We start from the raw sequence: 19,209 nt of genomic DNA on the forward strand, positions 1-19,209 counted from the left end.
TTGTTTATTTTTTGTGAAAAACACGCTCATTCCATTCACTAAAAACAAGAACAAAAAAAACTTTGTATTTTAGGCAGATGAAAAAAGCACCATTCGCATTTCAGTTGCTGTACATAAGTTGCATCTTGTTTTTAGTGTTAACCACCATTGGCATGTTTACTTTTCCGGGGGGCACGATACTGGATCATTATACGAAAGGATATAGTTTTTTTAATAACTTCTTTTCAGAGTTGGGTCGCTGGCGCACTCATTTGGGCGAAACGAAATGGGTGTCTTTTTTCAGTTTTACAGTTGCATTGCTGATTCACGCGGTCGCGATGTTTGTGTTCAATCTGCATTTCCTGAAGCACACGAAAAGTATAGAACTGAATAAGACGGCTCATTACACCGCATTGATTTTCGGAAGTGCATTTCCATTCTTATTGGCCGGCATTGCTCTCACCCCCTGTGATTTATATTTGCCTAAACATATGTTTTGTGTCAGGGTAGGATTTGGATTGCTGCTGCCCTTAAGTCTGGCATATACCGTACTAATCCGTCAGCATCATTTATTGCCCAATAAATTCGGCAACATCATGCTCACCATAGTCGTTGCGATTGCCTTGTATTTAGTGATGATCTTCTTCGGACCGAATCCGCGTGAAGTAGGGTATGTGCAGCAGACATCGCAAAAAATCATTGTCTATTCCATGATATTTTCGTTGTTGTATCTGTCGTATGGGTGCAAGAAATATTTACAGGAAGTGAAAGGCTAATTCTTGCCGCCCAATCCGAATCCAAATCCAAGATTCAGAATCATGGGAAAATTGCCAAAGGTACCCCGGTAGATGGATTCCTTATTATTCAATACATTAAACAACAGAGATGCATTGAATACGCCTATCTTTCCAATGGGGGCTGCATATCCCGCACCTAAGAGCAGATGATGCACATTCACCCGTCTGTCATAATAAAAATTTGATGGCTTGTTCACAAAATCATACCGGGCTTCCAGATTGAGTCCTTTATAAATATATCCTTTTGCGTAAATGTCAGACCCGTAAACAAAAAAACTCAATACGGTACTACTGGAGTAGCGGATACGTTCATAAATAAGAATAGGCCCGGCTCCGAGTTCCAGACGGTCCTTTATGACCATATATCCTACGGTTGGGGTTACATTTATATAGGTGAAGGCTCCAAACTGCAATCCGAAATTTCCCAGTCCGACACGAAGCCGGTTCAATCTTTCCTTTTTTAATTCGGCAGCCGATTTCACGTCCTCCCGGGCAGTCTTTGGCTTTTCGCCCTTTTCACTTGATTTCTTATTGTCTAAAGGTTCAATTATCTGAGTGGGCTGATAGTTTTCTTCCTGAGCGGCAGCGAATTTGTACTGAAAAAATACCCATAAAAAGAATGTATAAAAAAGCGCTTTTTTTTTCATTTACCCGATTTTAGGATTATCATATATAGAACGTACCTTTGATAAAAATAGTTTGATGCTCAAATTAAGCGTAAAAATAATGGTATTTCCGCTATTTTTCTTGCAGAACTTCCATGCTTACTGTCAATTAACATTGGAAGATATTTTTTTAACAGACAAATACACGGCAAAGTCGTATCCGGATATTGCTTTCCTGCATCAGAAAACCCTGTTTGCGCGATTAATGAGAGCATCCGAGGGAAAGGATATTGTTTTTTTTAATAGGCAAAATGTTCAGGTTGATGAATGGAAATTGTCTGAATTTACTTTTGTTGGAACAGATATGGACAAAGAGTGGTCCGGGTTGACATTCTCCAATACGGATAGATATTTTCTGCTGAGCAGGAGTTGTGAAACCTTATACAGGAATGCATATTCCTGTGATTATGTGCTAGGTGATGGGAAGGGAAAGCTGACAGACCTGGGTGATGGGAAGCAATATTTTCCGCTCTTTTCGCCGGATGATAAAAGAATTGCATTTGTAAAATCCAATAACCTTTATTACAAGGATATTTTACGCAATAAGGAAGTGCAAATCACTAAGGACGGTGAGTGGAATAAGATTATCAACGGGAAGTCGGACTGGGTGTATGAAGAAGAACTCGGACTTACAAGAGCTTTTGAATGGAATGCTCAGGGGGATAAGATTGCTTATCTGAAGTTTGATGAGACTCATGTAAGAGAATCTTCATTGCCGGTGTATTATGATTTAAAGTACCCGAATCTCTTTACCTACAAGTATCCGAAAGTAGGCGAAGAAAATGCAAAAGTGTCAGTATGGTGGCATGATACAAAATCGTCCAGAAATTATAAGGTTCCGTTGTCTGTCTCCAGTGAATATATACCCCGGATTTACTGGAATGGGACGGGCAATGAAATAATAGTCATGCTGCTGAACCGACAGCAGGATTCCTTGCAGTTAGTGACTTTTGATATTAAAGCAAAAGAACTCGGACAGCTTTATCTGGAGACGGATAAGGCATATGTCGAGATTCCGGATATCGTCAAATTTCTCTCTGATAATTCGTTTATCATCAGCTCCGAGAAAGATGGGTTTAATCATTTGTACCATTATGATAAGAATGGGAAATTACTGCGTCAGCTGACAAAGGGAGATTTTGAAATAATGAGCGTATACGGAGTGGATGAAAAGAATAAAGCAATTTATTTTCAGAGCAATCAGGGAAATGAAATCGAAACGGCGATTTATAAGATGGATTATGAACTATTGACAGTGCAACGGATAAGCAATCAGGATGGAATTAATACGGCACGTTTCTCTAACGATTTCACTTGCTTTATCAATGAATTTTCCAATGTTTCAACACCTCCGCAGGTGACTTTACAGCAAACAGATTCCGGAAGAAACATACTGCTTGAAGATAATGAAGGATTGGGTGCTTCGCTTAAAGGCATTCCCCGAAAGGAGTTCATAAAAATCCCTGTCAACAATCAACTGTTAAATGCCTGGATGATCAAGCCTGCAAATCCCGATACTACCAGGAAATATCCGCTGCTGATGTATGTGTATGGAGGGCCGGGAGACAGGGAAGTACTGAATGAATGGCAAAAACGGCGTGATTTATTTTATAATTTTCTGGCAGAACAGGGATATGTGGTGGTATGTGTCGAAAATACGGGAACAGGTAACAAAGGCGCGGTATTTAAAAAAGCCACATTTCTGCATTTGGGGAAACTGGAAACTGCGGATCAGGCAGCGGCGGCTAAATATCTTTCATTATTGCCATATATAGATAAAAACCGTATCGGTATAGTTGGATGGAGTTATGGCGCCTACATTGCGCTGAATGCTTTATTGGAAGCGAATGATGTGTTTAAGGCAGCTATTTCCATAGCCCCGGTCACGAATTGGAGTATTTACGATAATATTTATACGGAACGGTACATGCGGACTCCACGAGAAAACCCATTGGGATATTATGAAAACAATCCGATTATTTCTGCTGGTAAATTAAAGGGTAATTTATTGCTGATGCATGGCATGGCGGATGATAATGTGCAGGTACAGCATACGATTCAGATGATAAACGCCTTGAATGAAGCCCACAAGACCTATCAGCTGTACCTTTATCCGGATAAGGATCACGGCATATCCGGAAAGGAATACCGGTATGATCTGTATTCAAAGATTTTCCGCTTTATTCAGGAAAAGCTGTAACCCCGCTTTATGTCAATTTTAATAACGAATGTGCAGAATAAATCCAGATTTCTGTATTTCATAACCTTAAATTTAAGTTTGGAAAGATATAACATCTTACCTTTGGACATCTAAAAAACAGCAGATGAAAAAAATACTCTTTAGTGTGGTTTGTATCCTCTTTTTACAAACGTTCACCTACGCACAGGTAGAAAAGCAAATTAAAGGAGAAGCCGTATCCGCGGATGAGAAGAAGAAACTGGCAGACACCACTGACGGCTGGAAATTTGGCGGATTGGGAAGTCTGACATTCAATCAGGCGGGATTTGTGAATTGGGCCCCCGGCGGAACAAATTCCTTTTCTTTCTTATTTAATTTTCGTTTTTATGCCGATTTGAAGAAAGAAAACCATTTGTGGCAAAACTGGTTTGCAGCGGAGTATGGCATCCAATTTGTAAAAGGTGATGCGGATAAGGTCAGAAAAAACGCAGACCGCTGGGAAATCTTTTCCAAGTATGGCTATAAGTTGTACAAACCATTGTACATCGCCGTTTACACAGATTTACGCTCCCAGTTTTCGAATACGTATGATTATGCACAGCCTAAACCGAGAAAACCGATTTCCCGTTTTGCCGCTCCCTTGATTTTTGAGGCTGCTGTTGGTCTGGATTATGTCCCCAATCAGTATTTCTCCTTGTTTTATTCTCCCTTAGCGGCAAAAGTCACATTTGTCGGTGACAACGATATTGCGGCGGCAGGCACATATGGAAATTCATTCCCCTCTAAATTGAAGAAAGAATTTGGTACCGTTTTGATTGCTACATATAAACAGAATTTCTGGAAACAAAACATCTCGATTCTTTCTGTGTTTAAAGCCTATAAAAACTACCTGAAAGACAAAGAGCTGGTATTTGATAATACTGTCGATCCTGCCACATCTTCCCTTGTTCCTGAAACAATCGGACACTACAGACGCAATATTGATATTGACTGGCAAACGACAATAGGTCTGAAGGTCAATAAGTATTTATCCGCCAGTGTCTTTCTGCAATTGGTTTGGGATGTCGATATTCCAACACCTGTGAGTGGTACCATCGCACCGGTGCAATATAAACCACAGGCACAATTCAGGGATATTATTGGCGTAGGCTTATCCTATAATCCCAACTTTTATAAGACGAAAGGTGTTAAGGCGAAAAGCCTGTAATCACTGATTCCTTACCTGATAACCGCACTTATTTTTAAGTGTGGTTTTTTTATTTAGAATGAGTCCGGAATAATATTCTTAATTAACGTAAACAACTAACATTTTTTAACAATATATCAAAAGCGTTCCTAGACTAGGATTCTATTTTTGCAGTTCATTAAACCGAACAAAAATCTGCTTATGGAATCTATTGACATAAAAGCTTTAAACGAGCAAATCCAACAAGACAGCGCTTTTCTGGAAATCCTGAATCTGGAAATCGGAAAATCCATCGTAGGGCAAAAATATATGCTCGAACGATTGATGATAGCACTCTTGTCTCAAGGCCATATTTTACTGGAAGGGGTTCCTGGATTGGCAAAAACCTTGGCCATCAAATCCTTGGCAGATGCAATAGATACCCGATTCAGCAGAATACAGTTTACACCTGATTTATTGCCGGCGGATATTCTGGGTACAATGGTCTATAATCAGGCGAAAGGGAATTTTGAAGTGAAGAAAGGCCCTGTCTTTTCCAATTTCATTTTAGCGGATGAGATTAACCGCGCCCCCGCAAAAGTGCAGAGTGCTTTATTGCAATCGATGCAGGAAAGAGTGGTGACGCTGGGTGATACGACGTATAAGCTCGAAGAACCGTTTCTGGTAATGGCCACGCAAAACCCGATTGAACAGGAAGGAACCTATAATTTACCGGAAGCGCAGGTGGACCGTTTCATGCTGAAAGTAAAAATCACCTATCCCGAGTTTGAAGAAGAACGGCAAATCATGCGTCAGAATGTGTGCGGACTGAATCCGAATATCCGGCCGGTGATTTCTGCAGAGACCATCCTGAAGGGACGCAATACCGTGCGCAAGGTATACATGGATGAAAAGATTGAAAAATATATTCTCGATATCATCTTCGCTACCCGTGAGCCGGCTCACTATAAAATCGACAACCTCAAACACCTGATCAGCTACGGCGGTTCGCCGCGTGCCAGCATCAGTCTGGCGATGGCAAGTAAATCCTACGCGTTCATCAAACGCAGAGGATATGTCATTCCGGAAGATGTTCGTGCAGTGGCACATGATGTATTGCGCCACAGGATCGGCATCACGTATGAGGCGGAAGCGGAAAACATCACCCAGGAGCATATCATCGATACCATCTTAAACAGAGTAGAAGTTCCTTAACAGATTTTTAGAAATGCGGAAGCGGAAGCAGATACTTCTTCTTTCCATCATCTTTTCATTTCAAATCCTAAAAATGGAAGTTACAGAACTGCTCAAAAAAGTGCGAAAAATTGAAATCAAGACCAAGGGCCTGACGAATCATATATTTTCGGGTGAGTATCATTCTGCCTTCAAAGGACGGGGTATGTCCTTCTCTGAGGTCCGTGAATATCAGTACGGTGATGACATCCGGAATATTGACTGGAATGTCACTGCCCGCTTTCAGCATCCGTTTGTCAAAGTGTTTGAGGAAGAACGGGAGCTGACCATCATGCTGCTGATTGATGTCAGTAAATCTTCATTCATAGGTACACAGAATCAACTGAAAAATGAAATCATTGCGGAGATAGCGGGGGTACTCGCTTTTTCAGCCATTCAGAATAATGATAAGGTGGGTGTTTTGTTCTTCAGTGATGCCATCGAAATGTTCATTCCTCCTAAAAAAGGAAAATCCCACATTCTGCGAATTATCCGGGAGATACTCAACTTCGAGCCTAAGAGTAAGAAAACGAATATCTCTCTGGCATTGGAAAGTTTCAATAACATGGTCAAACGAAAGAGCATAGCTTTCGTATTGTCTGATTTTATTGATGAAAATTATGCGGATGAACTGCGTCATATCGCCAAAAAACACGACGTGATAGGAGTAAAGGTTTACGATCAGCTGGATACGGAACTGCCAAAGGTTGGTTTGCTGCAAATTGAAGACGTGGAGACCGGCGAAACGAAATGGATTGACACCACTGATTCCGCGACTCAGAAAACATACAGGGAACGCGCGGCATTCTACGACAAAAACTACGATGCCAGTTTTTTAAAGGCCGGTGCGGATAAACTGAAAATAAAAACCGAACAGTCCTATGTTCATATATTGATGAACTTCTTTAAGAAACGCGCTTAACACAGGAATGAAACCATTTTTACAAATATCATTTAAACGGGTTGCGGATTGTTTCAATCTGAGTGCAGTGTTGTTTCAATATGCCATTATTTCATTCTTCCTGTTGCTTGATTATAATTCAGTTGCACAGACGGCTACCGCTTCTGTCAAAGAAAAGGAATACCTCATCGGTGACTGGATTCCGGTGGATCTATTTGTTTCCGCCGCTTCCAGTAGTAAGGTGATTTTCCCGACACTGAAAGATTCCATTTCTCAGATAATAGAGATAGCAGATCTTACACCGATTGATACCGTCAAGAAAAGCGGACAGAATGAATATCATCAGTTGGTCAACCTGATTGTTTTTGATACCGGACAGGTGCTGTTGCCGCAGTTCCAGTTTCTGGTGGATAATAACGGACAGTTGGATACCATTACGTCAGAAGCCATTTTGGTGCATGTATCCGGTGTGAAAATTGATACGACCAAAGATATAAAAGCGATAAAGGAACCGTTAAAGATTCCATTGACCTTCAGGGAGATCTTACCGTTTATCATCGGGGCTTTGTTGCTGGCTGCCCTGATTGCCTTTATTGTCTGGTTTGTCCGCTATAATAAGAGAAAAAATCTGCCGCTGGATGAAAAATACCTGTTGCCGCCGCATGTTTGGGCCTTGAAGGAATTAGATAAACTCGGGCAGGAAAAACTCTGGCAGACCGGTGAGGTGAAAAGTTACTATTCCCGTTTGACAGACATCGCCAGAACCTACATCGAGTTGCGTTACCATATTCCGGCCATGGAGCAAACTACTGAAGAGTTGATGAGTTCGCTGCATAAAGGCGTCATGAAGCAGTCACTCAAAAAGGAACTGAACGAAGTGCTGGCGCTCAGTGATTTTGTGAAATTTGCGAAGGCACAACCGGATTTTATGGAGAATGAAAATTCGTTGAAGGTAATCAGGGATTTTATTGATAAAACGAAACAGCTGGAAGAGGCGAAAAAGGCAGAACAACATAAACCCGTCTGAGAAAAATGGCAAATTTATTTCCATACACATTTGCGCATCCACAATACTTCTGGTTATTGCTTGCGCTGCCTTTCTTAGTGTTTTGGTTATATTATAAAAGAGATACATTTTATCCCGCTTTCAGTATTCCACAGCATGGAGGCGTACTGACGCAGGCGCCTTCCCTGAAAGTGAGTATGCTGCCCCTGCTGCCGCTGCTGAAAATTCTGGCATTTGTATTCCTGGTATTCGCTCTGGCAAGGCCGCAGAGTTCGCTGTCGGAAAAAGAGATTTCCACGCAGGGAATCGATATTGTGTTGTCCATGGATATATCCGGGTCTATGCTTGCGCGCGATTTTGAGCCTGACCGCCTGGAAGCCGCCAAGAAAGTGGCGATGAAATTTATCAGGGACAGGCCAAATGACCGGATAGGATTGGTGGTCTTTTCCGGAGAGAGTTTTACGCAGTGTCCCATTACCATCGACCATCAGGTATTGCTGAATCTATTCAAAGACATCCACAGCGGCATGGTGGAGGACGGTACGGCCATAGGGATGGGATTGGCAACGGCTGTAGCGCGGTTGAAAGAGAGCAAGTCAAAAACAAAGGTCATTATTTTGATGACGGATGGTGTGAATAATATGGGGTATATCGATCCTTATACAGCTATCAAAATTGCCAAGGCTTTTGGTGTCCGCGTATATACTATCGGGATTGGTAAGAACGGAAATGCACCCTATCCGGTGAAAGACCAGAACGGCAGGACTTTCTACCAGAGTTTTCCGGTACAGATTGATGAACCACTGCTGAGAAAAATCGCGCAGGAAACGGGCGGAAGTTATTTCAGGGCAACGGGCAATTCATCCCTGAAGAACATTTATGACAATATCGACAAACTGGAAAAGTCAAAAATAAAAATCAGCAACTACCACCGGAAAAGTGAACGCTTTCACCTGTTTGCATTTCTGGCATTGTTTTGCCTCCTGGCGGAATTTGTATTAAGTAAAACGTATTTGAAAACCATTTTAACATAATAGATAACGATATCAACAACAGATCTGGTCATGCTGCGATTTGAACATACCGAATATTTTTCCCTGCTGCTCCTGCTTCCGCTGGTCACAGGCATTTATTTTTATGTTCAATGGAAAACAAAGATACAATTGCAGCAAATAGGCAATATCGACCTGATCAGAAGACTGATGCCTCAACGGAGCGATAAGAAATCGCTCGTGAAACTGTTGCTGCTGAATATGCTGATTTTGTTTTTGGTGCTCTCTCTGGCACAGCCGCAGATGGGAACGAAGATGGAGAAAGTGCAGCGTAAGGGAATCGATGTGATGATTGCGCTGGATGTTTCGAAAAGCATGTTGTCGCAGGATATCGCTCCATCCCGTCTGGAGAAATCCAAATTGCTGATTCAAACGCTACTTCATAAACTGGACGGAGACAGGGTAGGTTTGGTCATCTTCGCCGGAAACGCCTATTTGCAGATGCCGCTGACGGTGGATTATTCCTCCCTGCTGTTGTATCTCCGCTCTATCACGACGAATTCCGTCCCGACACAGGGTACCATCATTACCGAAGCGCTTCGTCAGTCGGAAAGCGCGTTTAAGGCAACCGACAAAAAATATAAAGCGGTGATTGTCATTACGGACGGCGAAGACCATGAAGAAAACGCCATTGACATGGCGGAAGAACTTGCTTCTGACGGTACGAGAGTCTTCACTGTTGGTGTCGGAACGCCCGGCGGCGGCGCAATTCCGGTGTATGATAACAACGGAAGAATTATCGACAATAAGAAGGATGAGAATGGGCAGGTGATTGTTTCCAAAATGAATGCAAATATGCTGCAGGCACTGGCAAAAGGCGGTAACGGGAATTATTATGTGCTGGATAATACGAAGATAGTCGGCGATTTGCTGTCTAAGGATATCGCCAAAATGGAAACAAAAACCATAAACGATAAAATATTCACGGATTATGTGGAACAATTTCAGTATTTCCTGGTGTTTACATTATTGGTTTTATTCGCAGACTTATTCGTAACTTTCAGAAAGGAGTGGTTGGATTTTAAGAAGTGACATTCTTGACACGATTTTACAGATGAAAGAAAAGATTGAACATATCAGAGCATTCATAAAAAAACACAAAACGCTGATTATTATTTTAACGGTGATAAAAGTGCTGTTGAAGATTGGCGTTGTTTTATTTTTTATTGCAAAGGCGAATGATGCGAAAGGACAGTCTGCGAACAAACTGCTGAGAGAAGGAAATAAGCTGTATCATAAGGAAAAATACAACAATGCTACAGAGTCCTACAGTAAGGCATTGCAGAAAGCACCGAAAGATGTGCGTGCCAATTTCAACCAGGGTGATGCGCTCTTCAAATTAAATGAACTGGATAAGGCAAAAGAACTGTATCAGGCCGCTTACAGCCTGAGCACCAATACGGATATCAAGGCGAAAGCGCATTACAATATCGGCAACGCCTGGTACAAACAGGAAAAATATGAAGAAAGCGTAAAGGCTTACAAGGCTTCTCTAAAGCTGAATCCTAAGGACATGGATGCCAAATACAACCTGATGATGGCCATGGCAAAACTGAAAAATAACAACGGCGGTGGTGGCAAAAATCAGCAGCAGGATAAGAAACAACAGGATAAGCAGGACAAGAACCAGCAGCAAAAGGGAGGCGATAAGAACCAACAGCAAAAAAACCAGCAGGGACAGCAGCCACAGGACAACCCTTCTCCACCACAGCAGCAGGCACAGGCGCCGCAAATGAGCAGTGAGGAGGCACAAAAACTGCTGGATGCCATAGGCAGCGAAGAAAGTAAGGTACAGCAAAAATTATCAAAGGAAAAAGGCAAACCGCAAAGCGGAAAAGTACAGAAAGACTGGTGATGAGGAGCAGTGTACGAAATAGAAACATCAACAACAGCCATCTTTTCAGTGGTTCAGCCTTTTGTGCATTTCTATTGCTGTTGTTGACAGCCGGTACTGCATTTGCCCAAAAATTTACAGCGATTGCCAACACCAGAGAGGTTCCGCTCAATTATACGTTTGATATTACCTATTCTGTGGAAAACGGCGATATGCAGAAATTTACGCCGCCACGGTTTGAAGCGTTTGACACCTATGGGCCGGCACAAAGCACCAATGTTTCCATCATCAACGGAAAGATGTCGAAGTCGGTATCATACACCTACACGCTGCAACCGAAACGTCAGGGCGAATTCACCATTCCGCCTGCAACCGCCGTCATTAACGGGAGCGAGATGAAGTCAAATCCGGTGAATATTGTTGTGACGGCACCTTCCAAACAATCACAGCAATCACAGCAGTACCAGGATCCGTTCGATGCTTTCAGGCGTCAGTCACAACCGCAGCGAAGGCAAAGCAGTGACGAGGATATCCGTAAAGAGGTGGAAAAAAATATTTTTGTCCGTGTCATTCCTTCCAAAACACAACTGTATCAGGGAGATCAGGTTAGCCTTTCCTATAAACTGTATTTTCGAATTCAGTATCAAACCCTGCAGGCAACTAAAAACCCAAGTTATAATGGTTTCCTGAGTGAGGAATTTAAACTGCCGGAACCCGACAGGAACGAACAGCCTCCTATAGAAGTATATGGAGGCAGGAAATATTATGTGCAGGAATTCAAGCGTGTCTCCCTGTTTCCGACTAAGTCAGGAAAGATAACTATTGACCCCATTGAATTGCAGGGAACCGTTTTGCTGGAAGTGCCTGACCCGTTCTTTGGCGGATTTTTCTCCACGCTCGAGCCGTATGATTATGAATTTAAAAGCAATGCGATTGACCTGGATATAAAGTCCTTGCCTGAAAAAAACAAACCGGCAGCTTTCAGCGGTGCCGTCGGTAAGTTTTCATTTGAAGCCGGATACGATAAAAAGAACGTAAAAGTAGGGGATGAGATAAAATTAAAGATTACGTACAACGGTACCGGTAACTTAAAATTGATTACCGCTCCCAAACTGGCCTTTCCGGAGGAGTTTGAAGCATTTGAACCCAAAACCAAAGATGATTACAGTAATAACGGCAGTGTGGTCACCGGTTCCAAATCATTTGAATATATTCTGATTCCGCAGGATGGAGGCAAGTTTAAACTGCCGTTGTATGAGTTTGCCTATTTTGATGTGGAGAAAGGTGATTATGTCAGGTTCACACTGCCGGAAACGGAAATAGAGGTGGAAGGAAAAGCAAAAATCAGCGAGAATGTAATCAGTTTCTTTAAGCGGGAGAAAGAGGATAGACCCAAAAGCATTTACGGTATCAAAACCACCTATGCCGCTTCCTCGGATTTTGCCGGAAGCAACCGTTTCTGGATGCTTACCGTCTCTCCGTTCATGATATTGCTGCTTGGATTCATCTTTCGAAAACGGGATTATTCTGAAAGTGAGTTGTTGTCACTGAGAAGAAAAAAAGCCAACAGGATTGCGCTGCGGAAAATGGCGAAAGCGAAAAAATTACTGGAGCAACACCAGGAAGAGGCATTCTACAATGAGGTAATACGGGCGTTGTGGGAATATTTATCTGACAAGCTGGCGATCCCGCAAAGTGAACTCTCTAAAGAGAATATTTCGGAAAGACTGAGCTTCAGAAACGTAACAGCTGATAAAATCCAATCCCTGGTAGAAACGCTGGATACCTGCGAACAGTCCCTGTTCTCTCCGGCCGGACAGCAACATGCGATGCAGCAGACGTATTCAAGATCGGTGGAATTGATAGTAGATATTGAGGAACAGTTAAAAGCCAAAAACAGTTGAGAGTGATGTGTGTAAATAAGATTGTCTGTTTGACCTGGATGAGCATCCTGTTACTGTTTCCGGCTGCGCTGAAGGCAGCTGACGCAAAGAGTTTATTCAGCTCCGCGAATAAATACTATCAGAACAAACAGTATGAGGAGGCGGAAAAGATGTATCTGCTGATTTTACAGCAGGATAAGAAGAATGTGCATGTCTTATATAACCTGGGGAATACGTATTACGACCTGAAAAGATATCCGGAGGCTGTATTGTATTATGAGCGTGCCAGAAAATGGATGCCGGACGACAAATCGGTTAATCAGAATATACAGCTGACCAACAACAAGCTCTTTTCCAAAATGGAATTCAGTAAGGAGTTTTTTGTAACGAAATGGGTGAAAGGCAGCGTGTATGAAAAATCAGCATCCACGTGGAGTGTTTGGATGCTGATAATGTTATGGGCTGGGGTGTTGTTGGTATGCTTGTATTTTTACACCACCCAGAGAAGATACCTGCAATCGGGTATTTTTGCCTTATGTATGACATTATTGCTAGCTTTCTTTACCAGGCTTGCCTATAACAGAGAGCAGCAGAAGGAATTCGCCATCGTGATGCAGGAAAATGCATTTATGAAAAAGGCACCCGTAGAAAGTATGAATGCCGCAGACTCCATTCCGCCGGGGATTAAAGTGCAGATTGTTGATACGGATAAAAACTGGTTCAAGATTAGACAATCTAACGGCAAAGAAGGCTGGATAGACAGCAGGAGTGTCGAACTGATTTAAAACGTGATTCCCAGCGTAATGGGAACGTAGTGTTTAATGCTGATTTCGGGCGTATTCGAAAATACCTGAACATTGCTGCCCGTTCCATCGGTCACATCTATTCTTCGCTGCAGATGCTGTAACCGGTAGCCTACCCCGAAATGGATCGCGATTCTCTTTGCCGGCGGTACATATCTGCCGCCAATCATAAACTCGCCGAAAGCACCGGCATACGTGCCGCGGTTCAATGCGGAATTTATATACGAATCAATATAAACCGCGCCGCCCGCTCTTTCCGAAAAGTACATATTAAAGTTGCCTTCGAGTATGTACTCCCGAAATTCAGCAAAGAACGGGAAAGTGAAAAAATAGGAACGGACACCGGTAGGGCTGTTAGGCCGGAAGTCCAATCCCAGTCCCGCACCGATGAATAATTTAGGATTAATCAGTGCACCGTGCACCGTACGAAACATAACACTCGGTTTTTCCGTTCCCAGGTTGGTCTTTACCGTACCTGAAGGAAGCTTTAAAAGTTTGGTTCCTGCCACGCTGATAGCCACACCCACTTCATTGACGGACGAGTAGCGTGTGGTACGGATATCTTTGATGGAATCAAGATCTAATACAATATCCTCCTGTGCATGTAGTGTTGAAAAGAAGATCAAACAAACGGCCGCTAATAACATCCTTCTCATAGAATTATTTTATAATGCCTGAAATTTACTAAATAAATGGCTGGTATTTATCTTTAATGTCATGCGGTAATACGTTTTTTGAATAAATAACATCAATAAAATACCTATTTTTATTCATGCGAAAATGCTTCATAGCATTCCTGATTTTCCAGCTGACAACGCTTTTGTCTGCAGCCCAGTCCTTTGACTACAGTGCGGATTGCAAGAAAGGATATCAGGCCATTTTTAAGTTAAAGCTGAAAGAGGGGCAGGACTGGCTTGAAAAGGAAAAGGCGACGAATCCCAAAAACCTGCTGCCATACTTCCTGGAAAATTACATCGACTTTCTAAAGCTATATGTCAATGACAATGAGAAATTGTTTCAGTCAATCGAACCGAGGATAAAAATGCGCCTGGATAAGCTCCGGGACGGAAATCAGCAGTCACCGTATTATTTATACACCCAGGCGGATATCCATCTCCAGTGGGCATTTTGCAAAATCAAGTTCGGCGAATATGTGAGTGCGGTGTTTGAGGTGAAGAAGGCTTATTCCATGCTGCAGGCCAATCAGAAGAAATTCCCCGATTTCAGGCCCAACGTAAAAAGCCTGGGCCTGCTGCATACCCTTTTTGGGGCGGTACCGGATAAATATAAATTCGGAGCCAGGCTGTTGGGGCTGAAAGGTTCCATCGGGCAGGGGTTGAAGGAGTTAAACAGCGTGCTGGAAGACGACCATTTTCAGTTCAAGGAAGAGACCATCATCATGTACACCTTGCTGATGCTGCACCTCCAAAAAGACGAAGCAGGCGCCTGGAGCATGATAGACCGTGCAGACATTCCACTGGGCGACAATCTGCTGAACCATTTCGTAGCCGCTACAGTAGCCTCTCATACCGGCAAGAATGACAAGGTGATTTCCATTCTCTCCGCAAAACCAACTTCCGCGGATTATTATCCGTTTCCGTTTCTGGATTTTCTGCTGGGAGATGCAAAGCTTAACAGACTGGATGTCGATGCCGATGATTACATTAAGAAATTCATTGCACACAACAAAGGACGTTCCTATCAAAAGGAGGCATACCGCAAACTGGCATGGTATTACCTGATGCAGGATAATTCCGTACTTTATAAGAAATATATGCAGCAGCTGCTGACAGTGCCCTATACCCCTACCGACGAAGACAAGTCAGCTCAAAAGGAAGCGCAGCGCGGCATAGTCCCCAGCCGGGTTTTGCTGAAGGCAAGGGTGTTGTGCGACGGCGCCTATTTTGACAAGGCTCTGGAAACAATGGCAGCCATAAAGCCGGAAAAACTGAACCGCTCCCGCGATCTGATAGAATATCATTACCGCACCGCCAGAATCTATCACGAAATGGGCAACCTGAATGAGGCTGTCAGATATTACGGCATGACCATTCAGAAAGGCGAAGCCTTTACCTATTATTTTGCGGCTAATGCCAGCCTTAAATTGGCATCCATCTATGAGCAGCAGCAAAAAAAAACGGACGCGCTGAAGTATTACCAGAAAGCGATTGACCTGGAAAAAGATGAATACCACAACAGCATCGAAGCGGAAGCCAAAGCCGGATTAAACCGCCTGGAAAAGTAACGGTTCGTTACCCACCCCTTTGTCCCCTCCCGGGAGGGGAGTTGCAGGAAGCAGTTAATGCACATTAAATGGAATAAGCCAATAGCGGCCTACTCGTAGTACTCCCGGATGATAATCGTACCGGGTGGATTTCCGGAGAATTGATACTGGCATTTGTTTTGATGATAGCTGTCTGCGGGTTTTATTTTCACATGAATACATGAACGCCTGTTATGATTTTTATAACTTTATTGCTATTTTTAATAACACTAAAAAACGGAGTAATATGAAAAAGATTCTTTTTGTCCTGACCATGATTTTCCTCTTCGCACCGGAAAGCCATGCTCAACTGACCATAAACAATGTAACCCTGCCGGCCAAACTGAAAACGGCTACCGGCGAATTAACCCTCAACGGCGGCGGTGTCCGTAAGAAAGCATTTTTCAAGGTGTATGTGATGGGACTTTTCCTGACAGAAAAAAGCAAAGATGCTGCAGCCATCCTGAAAAGCAATAATGAGATGGCGGCGCGTTTGCAGATCACTTCCGGTGTCGTCAGCAGCAGCAATATGTCCTCCGCCATTAAGGAAGGATTTGAGAAATCCCTGAAAGGGAAAGTGGCACCGCTGCAAGGCAAGATTGATGATTTCATCGGCATCTTTTCCAAAGAGGAAATCAAGGAAGGTGATGTCTTCATTCTGGATTATGTTCCCGGAGTGGGCGTTAAGTCTTTTAAGAACGGCAAACTTTTATCTACCATTGAAGGGGAGGATTTCAGGAAAGCGCTCTTCGGCATCTGGCTGGGCGATGATCCGGTAGATGCAGGCCTGAAGACAGGGATACTGGGTAACTAATCAACCTGTTTAGCCGGCTAATGCACTTCTTAGCGGTTGTTACTTTTTCATGGGAAAAAGTAACCAAAAACCATTTTTATTGTACAGAGGAAATTTTCTTTTTCTTTGTTGAAAAAAGAAACCGCTGATAAAATAAACGCTAATGCTGAATAGCTATGCTTCGTTTATTTTACAGCTATTTCTTCGTACAATAAAAACCTAACCCTTTTGCGGTTCTTGGAATGCATTGTTGCGCAGTTTTTTTGTTTTTTCCTGTCTGCCGACTGCAGGTTGTATCAGGTCAAAACGAAACAGCCATCACTCCAGAATCTGCAGTTTTGCGAACTTCAGCATGATTTTCTTGTTGCCGACCCCTTCAAAAAAGATGGTAGCAATCTTGTTTTCACCGCTGCCTTCCACGCTCAGCACCTTTCCCTGATTGAATTTCTCGTGCAGCACTTTCATGCCGGCCTGCAGCTGCTGCAGATCCGTGGTGATGGAGGCGGTATGTCCTGCCGCCGCCTTGATTTTGGTGAGATGCTTCGGTGGTTCGTATTTCGGAACGACAGGTTCTTCTTTCTTCTGGTATTGCTTGCTCAGATACCATTTGCTGTTGCTGTCATTGTCGAACAGCGGCTTCTGCTCCGCTTTGGGTTTCTCTTTCTGTCCGAAGAAGATTTTATTGCTGTCGGCAATCTCCTCGATGAAACGGCTGGGGTCACAATAGTTCAGCTGCCCGAATTTATAACGCGTCAGCGCATACGACAAGGTCAGGAAGCGTTTGGAACGCGTGACTGCCACATAAAAGAGCCTGCGTTCTTCCTCCAGGTCTTCGCGCGTATTCATAGCCATGATAGAGGGGAAAAGATTTTCCTCGAGGCCCACGATGAACACGCTTGTAAATTCCAGTCCCTTTGCTGCGTGTATGGTCATCAGCTTTACCCTGTCCTTGTTTTCGTCCTTATCATCGTCCATATCCGTCAGCAATGAAATCTGCTGCAGGTAAGCCGCCAGGTCATTCTCCGGCCGCACTTCGTCCTCTTCGTATTCCGGCTTTTCCGCTACCGTATATTCCTTGATGCCGTTGAGCAATTCCTGGATGTTTTCATAGCGCGAAATACCTTCGGCGGTTTTGTCCTTGAACAGTTCCTGCACGATGCCGGTTTGTCTGCCGATATACTCGGCGATTTCGTACGCATTTTTAGTCGGCAGCATGGCACGGAAACTCTTGATCATGATGCTGAAATCGCGGATGGCCTGCTTCGCACGTCCCTGCATATCCTGTATGATTTCCGGCTTTTCCGCCACATGCCACAAAGGCAGATCGTATTCATTGGCGGTCACAATCAGTCGGTCGATGCTCGTGTTGCCGATGCCGCGCACCGGATAGTTGATGATGCGTTTCAGCGCTTCCTCATCATTCGGATTGACCGTCACACGAAGGTAGGCGATGAAATCCTTCACTTCCTTTCGCTGGTAGAACGACAGCCCGCCGTAGATTTTATACGGTATGTTCAGGCGGCGCAGCGCTTCCTCAAAGGAGCGCGACTGCGCATTGGTTCTGTACAGGATGGCAAACTCGGCATGCAGGAGGTGCTGGCGCATCTTCTGGTCAAAAATGGAATCCGCCACGATGCGGGCTTCATCCGTATCGCTGGCGGTTTTATAGACCTTTATCTTTTCGCCGCCTTTCTGCTCGGTCCAGATTTTTTTGGGCAGCTGTGCCTTGTTGTGTTTGATGATATCGTTGGCCGCCTGCACGATATGTTCGGTGGAGCGGTAGTTCTGTTCGAGCTTGAACACTTTCAGGTCCGGATAGTCACGCTCGAAGTTCAGGATATTTTCGATGGTGGCGCCGCGGAAGGCATAGATGCTCTGGGCGTCGTCGCCCACGACACAGACATTTTCATGCTGCGCGGCAAACAGCTTCACGATTTCATACTGTGCGTTGTTGGTGTCCTGAAACTCGTCGATGAGCACGTGCGTGAACCGTTTCTGGTATTTGTACAACACATCCGGAAACCGGGTGAGCAGCTCATACGTTTTCAGGAGCAGGTCGTCGAAGTCCATGGCGCCCGCCTTGAAGCAGCGGTCCTGGTATTTGGCGAACAGCTCCGCAATTTTCGGGCGGCCGCTGCTTTCGTCATCCGAGACGAGGTCGGTGTTCTCCGCATATTTTTTGGCGTCAATCAGGGCGTTTTTCGCGCCGGAAATCCGGTAGTAAACGGTGGCGGGTTTATACAGCTTATCGTTCAGCCCTTCTTCGCGGATGATCGATTTCAGCAAACTTTTGGCATCGTCCGGATCGTAGATGGTGAAGTTGTTGGGATAGCCCAGGCGGTGCGCTTCCGCCCGCAGGATGCGGGCGAACACCGAGTGGAAGGTGCCCATGTAGAGGTTCTTCGCTTCGCTGCCCACGATATGGGAGATGCGCTCGCGCATTTCGGCGGCGGCCTTGTTGGTGAAGGTGAGCGCCATGATGCGGAACGGGTCCACGTCGTTCTTGATGAGGTAGGCGATGCGGAAGGTCAGCACGCGCGTTTTTCCGGAGCCGGGGCCCGCAATGATCATCACCGGACCGTGTATGGTGGTGACGGCATTGAACTGGGATTCGTTTAATTCGGCTAACTCGCGCATGGAGCACAAAGATAACTTT

General features: G+C 44.1%; 16 protein-coding genes. 13 read left to right on the top strand and 3 right to left on the bottom strand.

Translation table 11 applies throughout. The annotated features are described in order from the left end of the window. Nucleotides 1-77: 77 nt before the first annotated feature. Nucleotides 78-755 (top strand): hypothetical protein, encoded by a 678-nt coding sequence (locus IPM95_12765; protein MBK9330140.1) that lies wholly within the window; start codon nt 78-80, stop codon nt 753-755. Here IPM95_12765 and IPM95_12770 read toward each other — a convergent pair. Continuing rightward, nucleotides 752-1,423: a hypothetical protein gene (locus IPM95_12770; GenBank protein MBK9330141.1), complete on the bottom strand. Its 672-nt coding sequence runs from the start codon at nt 1,421-1,423 to the stop codon at nt 752-754. The genes IPM95_12765 and IPM95_12770 overlap by 4 nt on opposite strands. 133 nt (nt 1,424-1,556) lie before the next feature. Between IPM95_12770 and IPM95_12775 the strand changes: the two genes are divergently transcribed. From IPM95_12775 to IPM95_12820, 10 genes are all read left to right on the top strand, one after another. Continuing rightward, complete coding sequence (locus IPM95_12775) at nt 1,557-3,641, top strand: alpha/beta fold hydrolase (GenBank protein ID MBK9330142.1); 2,085 nt, start codon at nt 1,557-1,559, stop codon at nt 3,639-3,641. Between the two features lie 124 nt (nt 3,642-3,765). After that, complete coding sequence (locus IPM95_12780; protein ID MBK9330143.1) at nt 3,766-4,827, top strand: DUF3078 domain-containing protein; 1,062 nt, start codon at nt 3,766-3,768, stop codon at nt 4,825-4,827. A gap of 180 nt (nt 4,828-5,007) precedes the next feature. Further along, nucleotides 5,008-6,000, top strand: coding sequence for a MoxR family ATPase (locus IPM95_12785; protein MBK9330144.1), 993 nt, complete (start codon nt 5,008-5,010; stop codon nt 5,998-6,000). A gap of 73 nt (nt 6,001-6,073) precedes the next feature. Continuing rightward, nucleotides 6,074-6,940 carry a DUF58 domain-containing protein gene (locus IPM95_12790; GenBank protein ID MBK9330145.1) on the top strand — a complete coding sequence of 289 codons (867 nt, stop codon included), beginning with the start codon at nt 6,074-6,076 and terminating at the stop codon, nt 6,938-6,940. 7 nt (nt 6,941-6,947) lie between these two features. Further along, nucleotides 6,948-7,946: a hypothetical protein gene (locus IPM95_12795; protein ID MBK9330146.1), complete on the top strand. Its 999-nt coding sequence runs from the start codon at nt 6,948-6,950 to the stop codon at nt 7,944-7,946. 5 nt (nt 7,947-7,951) lie between these two features. Further along, nucleotides 7,952-8,959, top strand: coding sequence for a VWA domain-containing protein (locus IPM95_12800; protein MBK9330147.1), 1,008 nt, complete (start codon nt 7,952-7,954; stop codon nt 8,957-8,959). 30 nt (nt 8,960-8,989) lie between these two features. Then, nucleotides 8,990-10,009, top strand: a complete 1,020-nt coding sequence (locus IPM95_12805) for a VWA domain-containing protein (protein ID MBK9330148.1) — start codon at nt 8,990-8,992, stop codon at nt 10,007-10,009. Nucleotides 10,010-10,031: 22 nt separating this feature from the next. Then, nucleotides 10,032-10,832, top strand: coding sequence for a tetratricopeptide repeat protein (locus tag IPM95_12810; protein ID MBK9330149.1), 801 nt, complete (start codon nt 10,032-10,034; stop codon nt 10,830-10,832). After that, nucleotides 10,832-12,715 (top strand): protein BatD, encoded by a 1,884-nt coding sequence (locus IPM95_12815; protein ID MBK9330150.1) that lies wholly within the window; start codon nt 10,832-10,834, stop codon nt 12,713-12,715. Before IPM95_12810 ends, IPM95_12815 begins: the two co-directional genes overlap by 1 nt. A gap of 2 nt (nt 12,716-12,717) precedes the next feature. Then, nucleotides 12,718-13,479 carry a tetratricopeptide repeat protein gene (locus IPM95_12820; GenBank protein MBK9330151.1) on the top strand — a complete coding sequence of 254 codons (762 nt, stop codon included), beginning with the start codon at nt 12,718-12,720 and terminating at the stop codon, nt 13,477-13,479. Here IPM95_12820 and IPM95_12825 read toward each other — a convergent pair. Further along, a complete protein-coding gene (locus IPM95_12825; GenBank protein ID MBK9330152.1) occupies nt 13,476-14,153 on the bottom strand; it encodes a hypothetical protein in 678 nt (225 codons plus the stop codon). The genes IPM95_12820 and IPM95_12825 overlap by 4 nt on opposite strands. A 116-nt stretch (nt 14,154-14,269) precedes the next feature. Here IPM95_12825 and IPM95_12830 point away from each other — a divergent pair, with 116 nt between their 5' ends. Both IPM95_12830 and IPM95_12835 read left to right on the top strand, forming a co-directional pair. Further along, nucleotides 14,270-15,742: a hypothetical protein gene (locus IPM95_12830; GenBank protein MBK9330153.1), complete on the top strand. Its 1,473-nt coding sequence runs from the start codon at nt 14,270-14,272 to the stop codon at nt 15,740-15,742. A 265-nt stretch (nt 15,743-16,007) separates the two neighbouring features. Next, a complete protein-coding gene (locus IPM95_12835) occupies nt 16,008-16,574 on the top strand; it encodes a chalcone isomerase family protein (GenBank protein MBK9330154.1) in 567 nt (188 codons plus the stop codon). A 297-nt stretch (nt 16,575-16,871) separates the two neighbouring features. Here IPM95_12835 and IPM95_12840 read toward each other — a convergent pair whose 3' ends face one another. Beyond that, nucleotides 16,872-19,190: a UvrD-helicase domain-containing protein gene (locus IPM95_12840; GenBank protein MBK9330155.1), complete on the bottom strand. Its 2,319-nt coding sequence runs from the start codon at nt 19,188-19,190 to the stop codon at nt 16,872-16,874. Nucleotides 19,191-19,209 lie beyond the last annotated feature (19 nt).

It is taken from the genome of Sphingobacteriales bacterium (genome assembly GCA_016719635.1).
Lineage (GTDB): Bacteria > Bacteroidota > Bacteroidia > Chitinophagales > JADIYW01 > JADJSS01.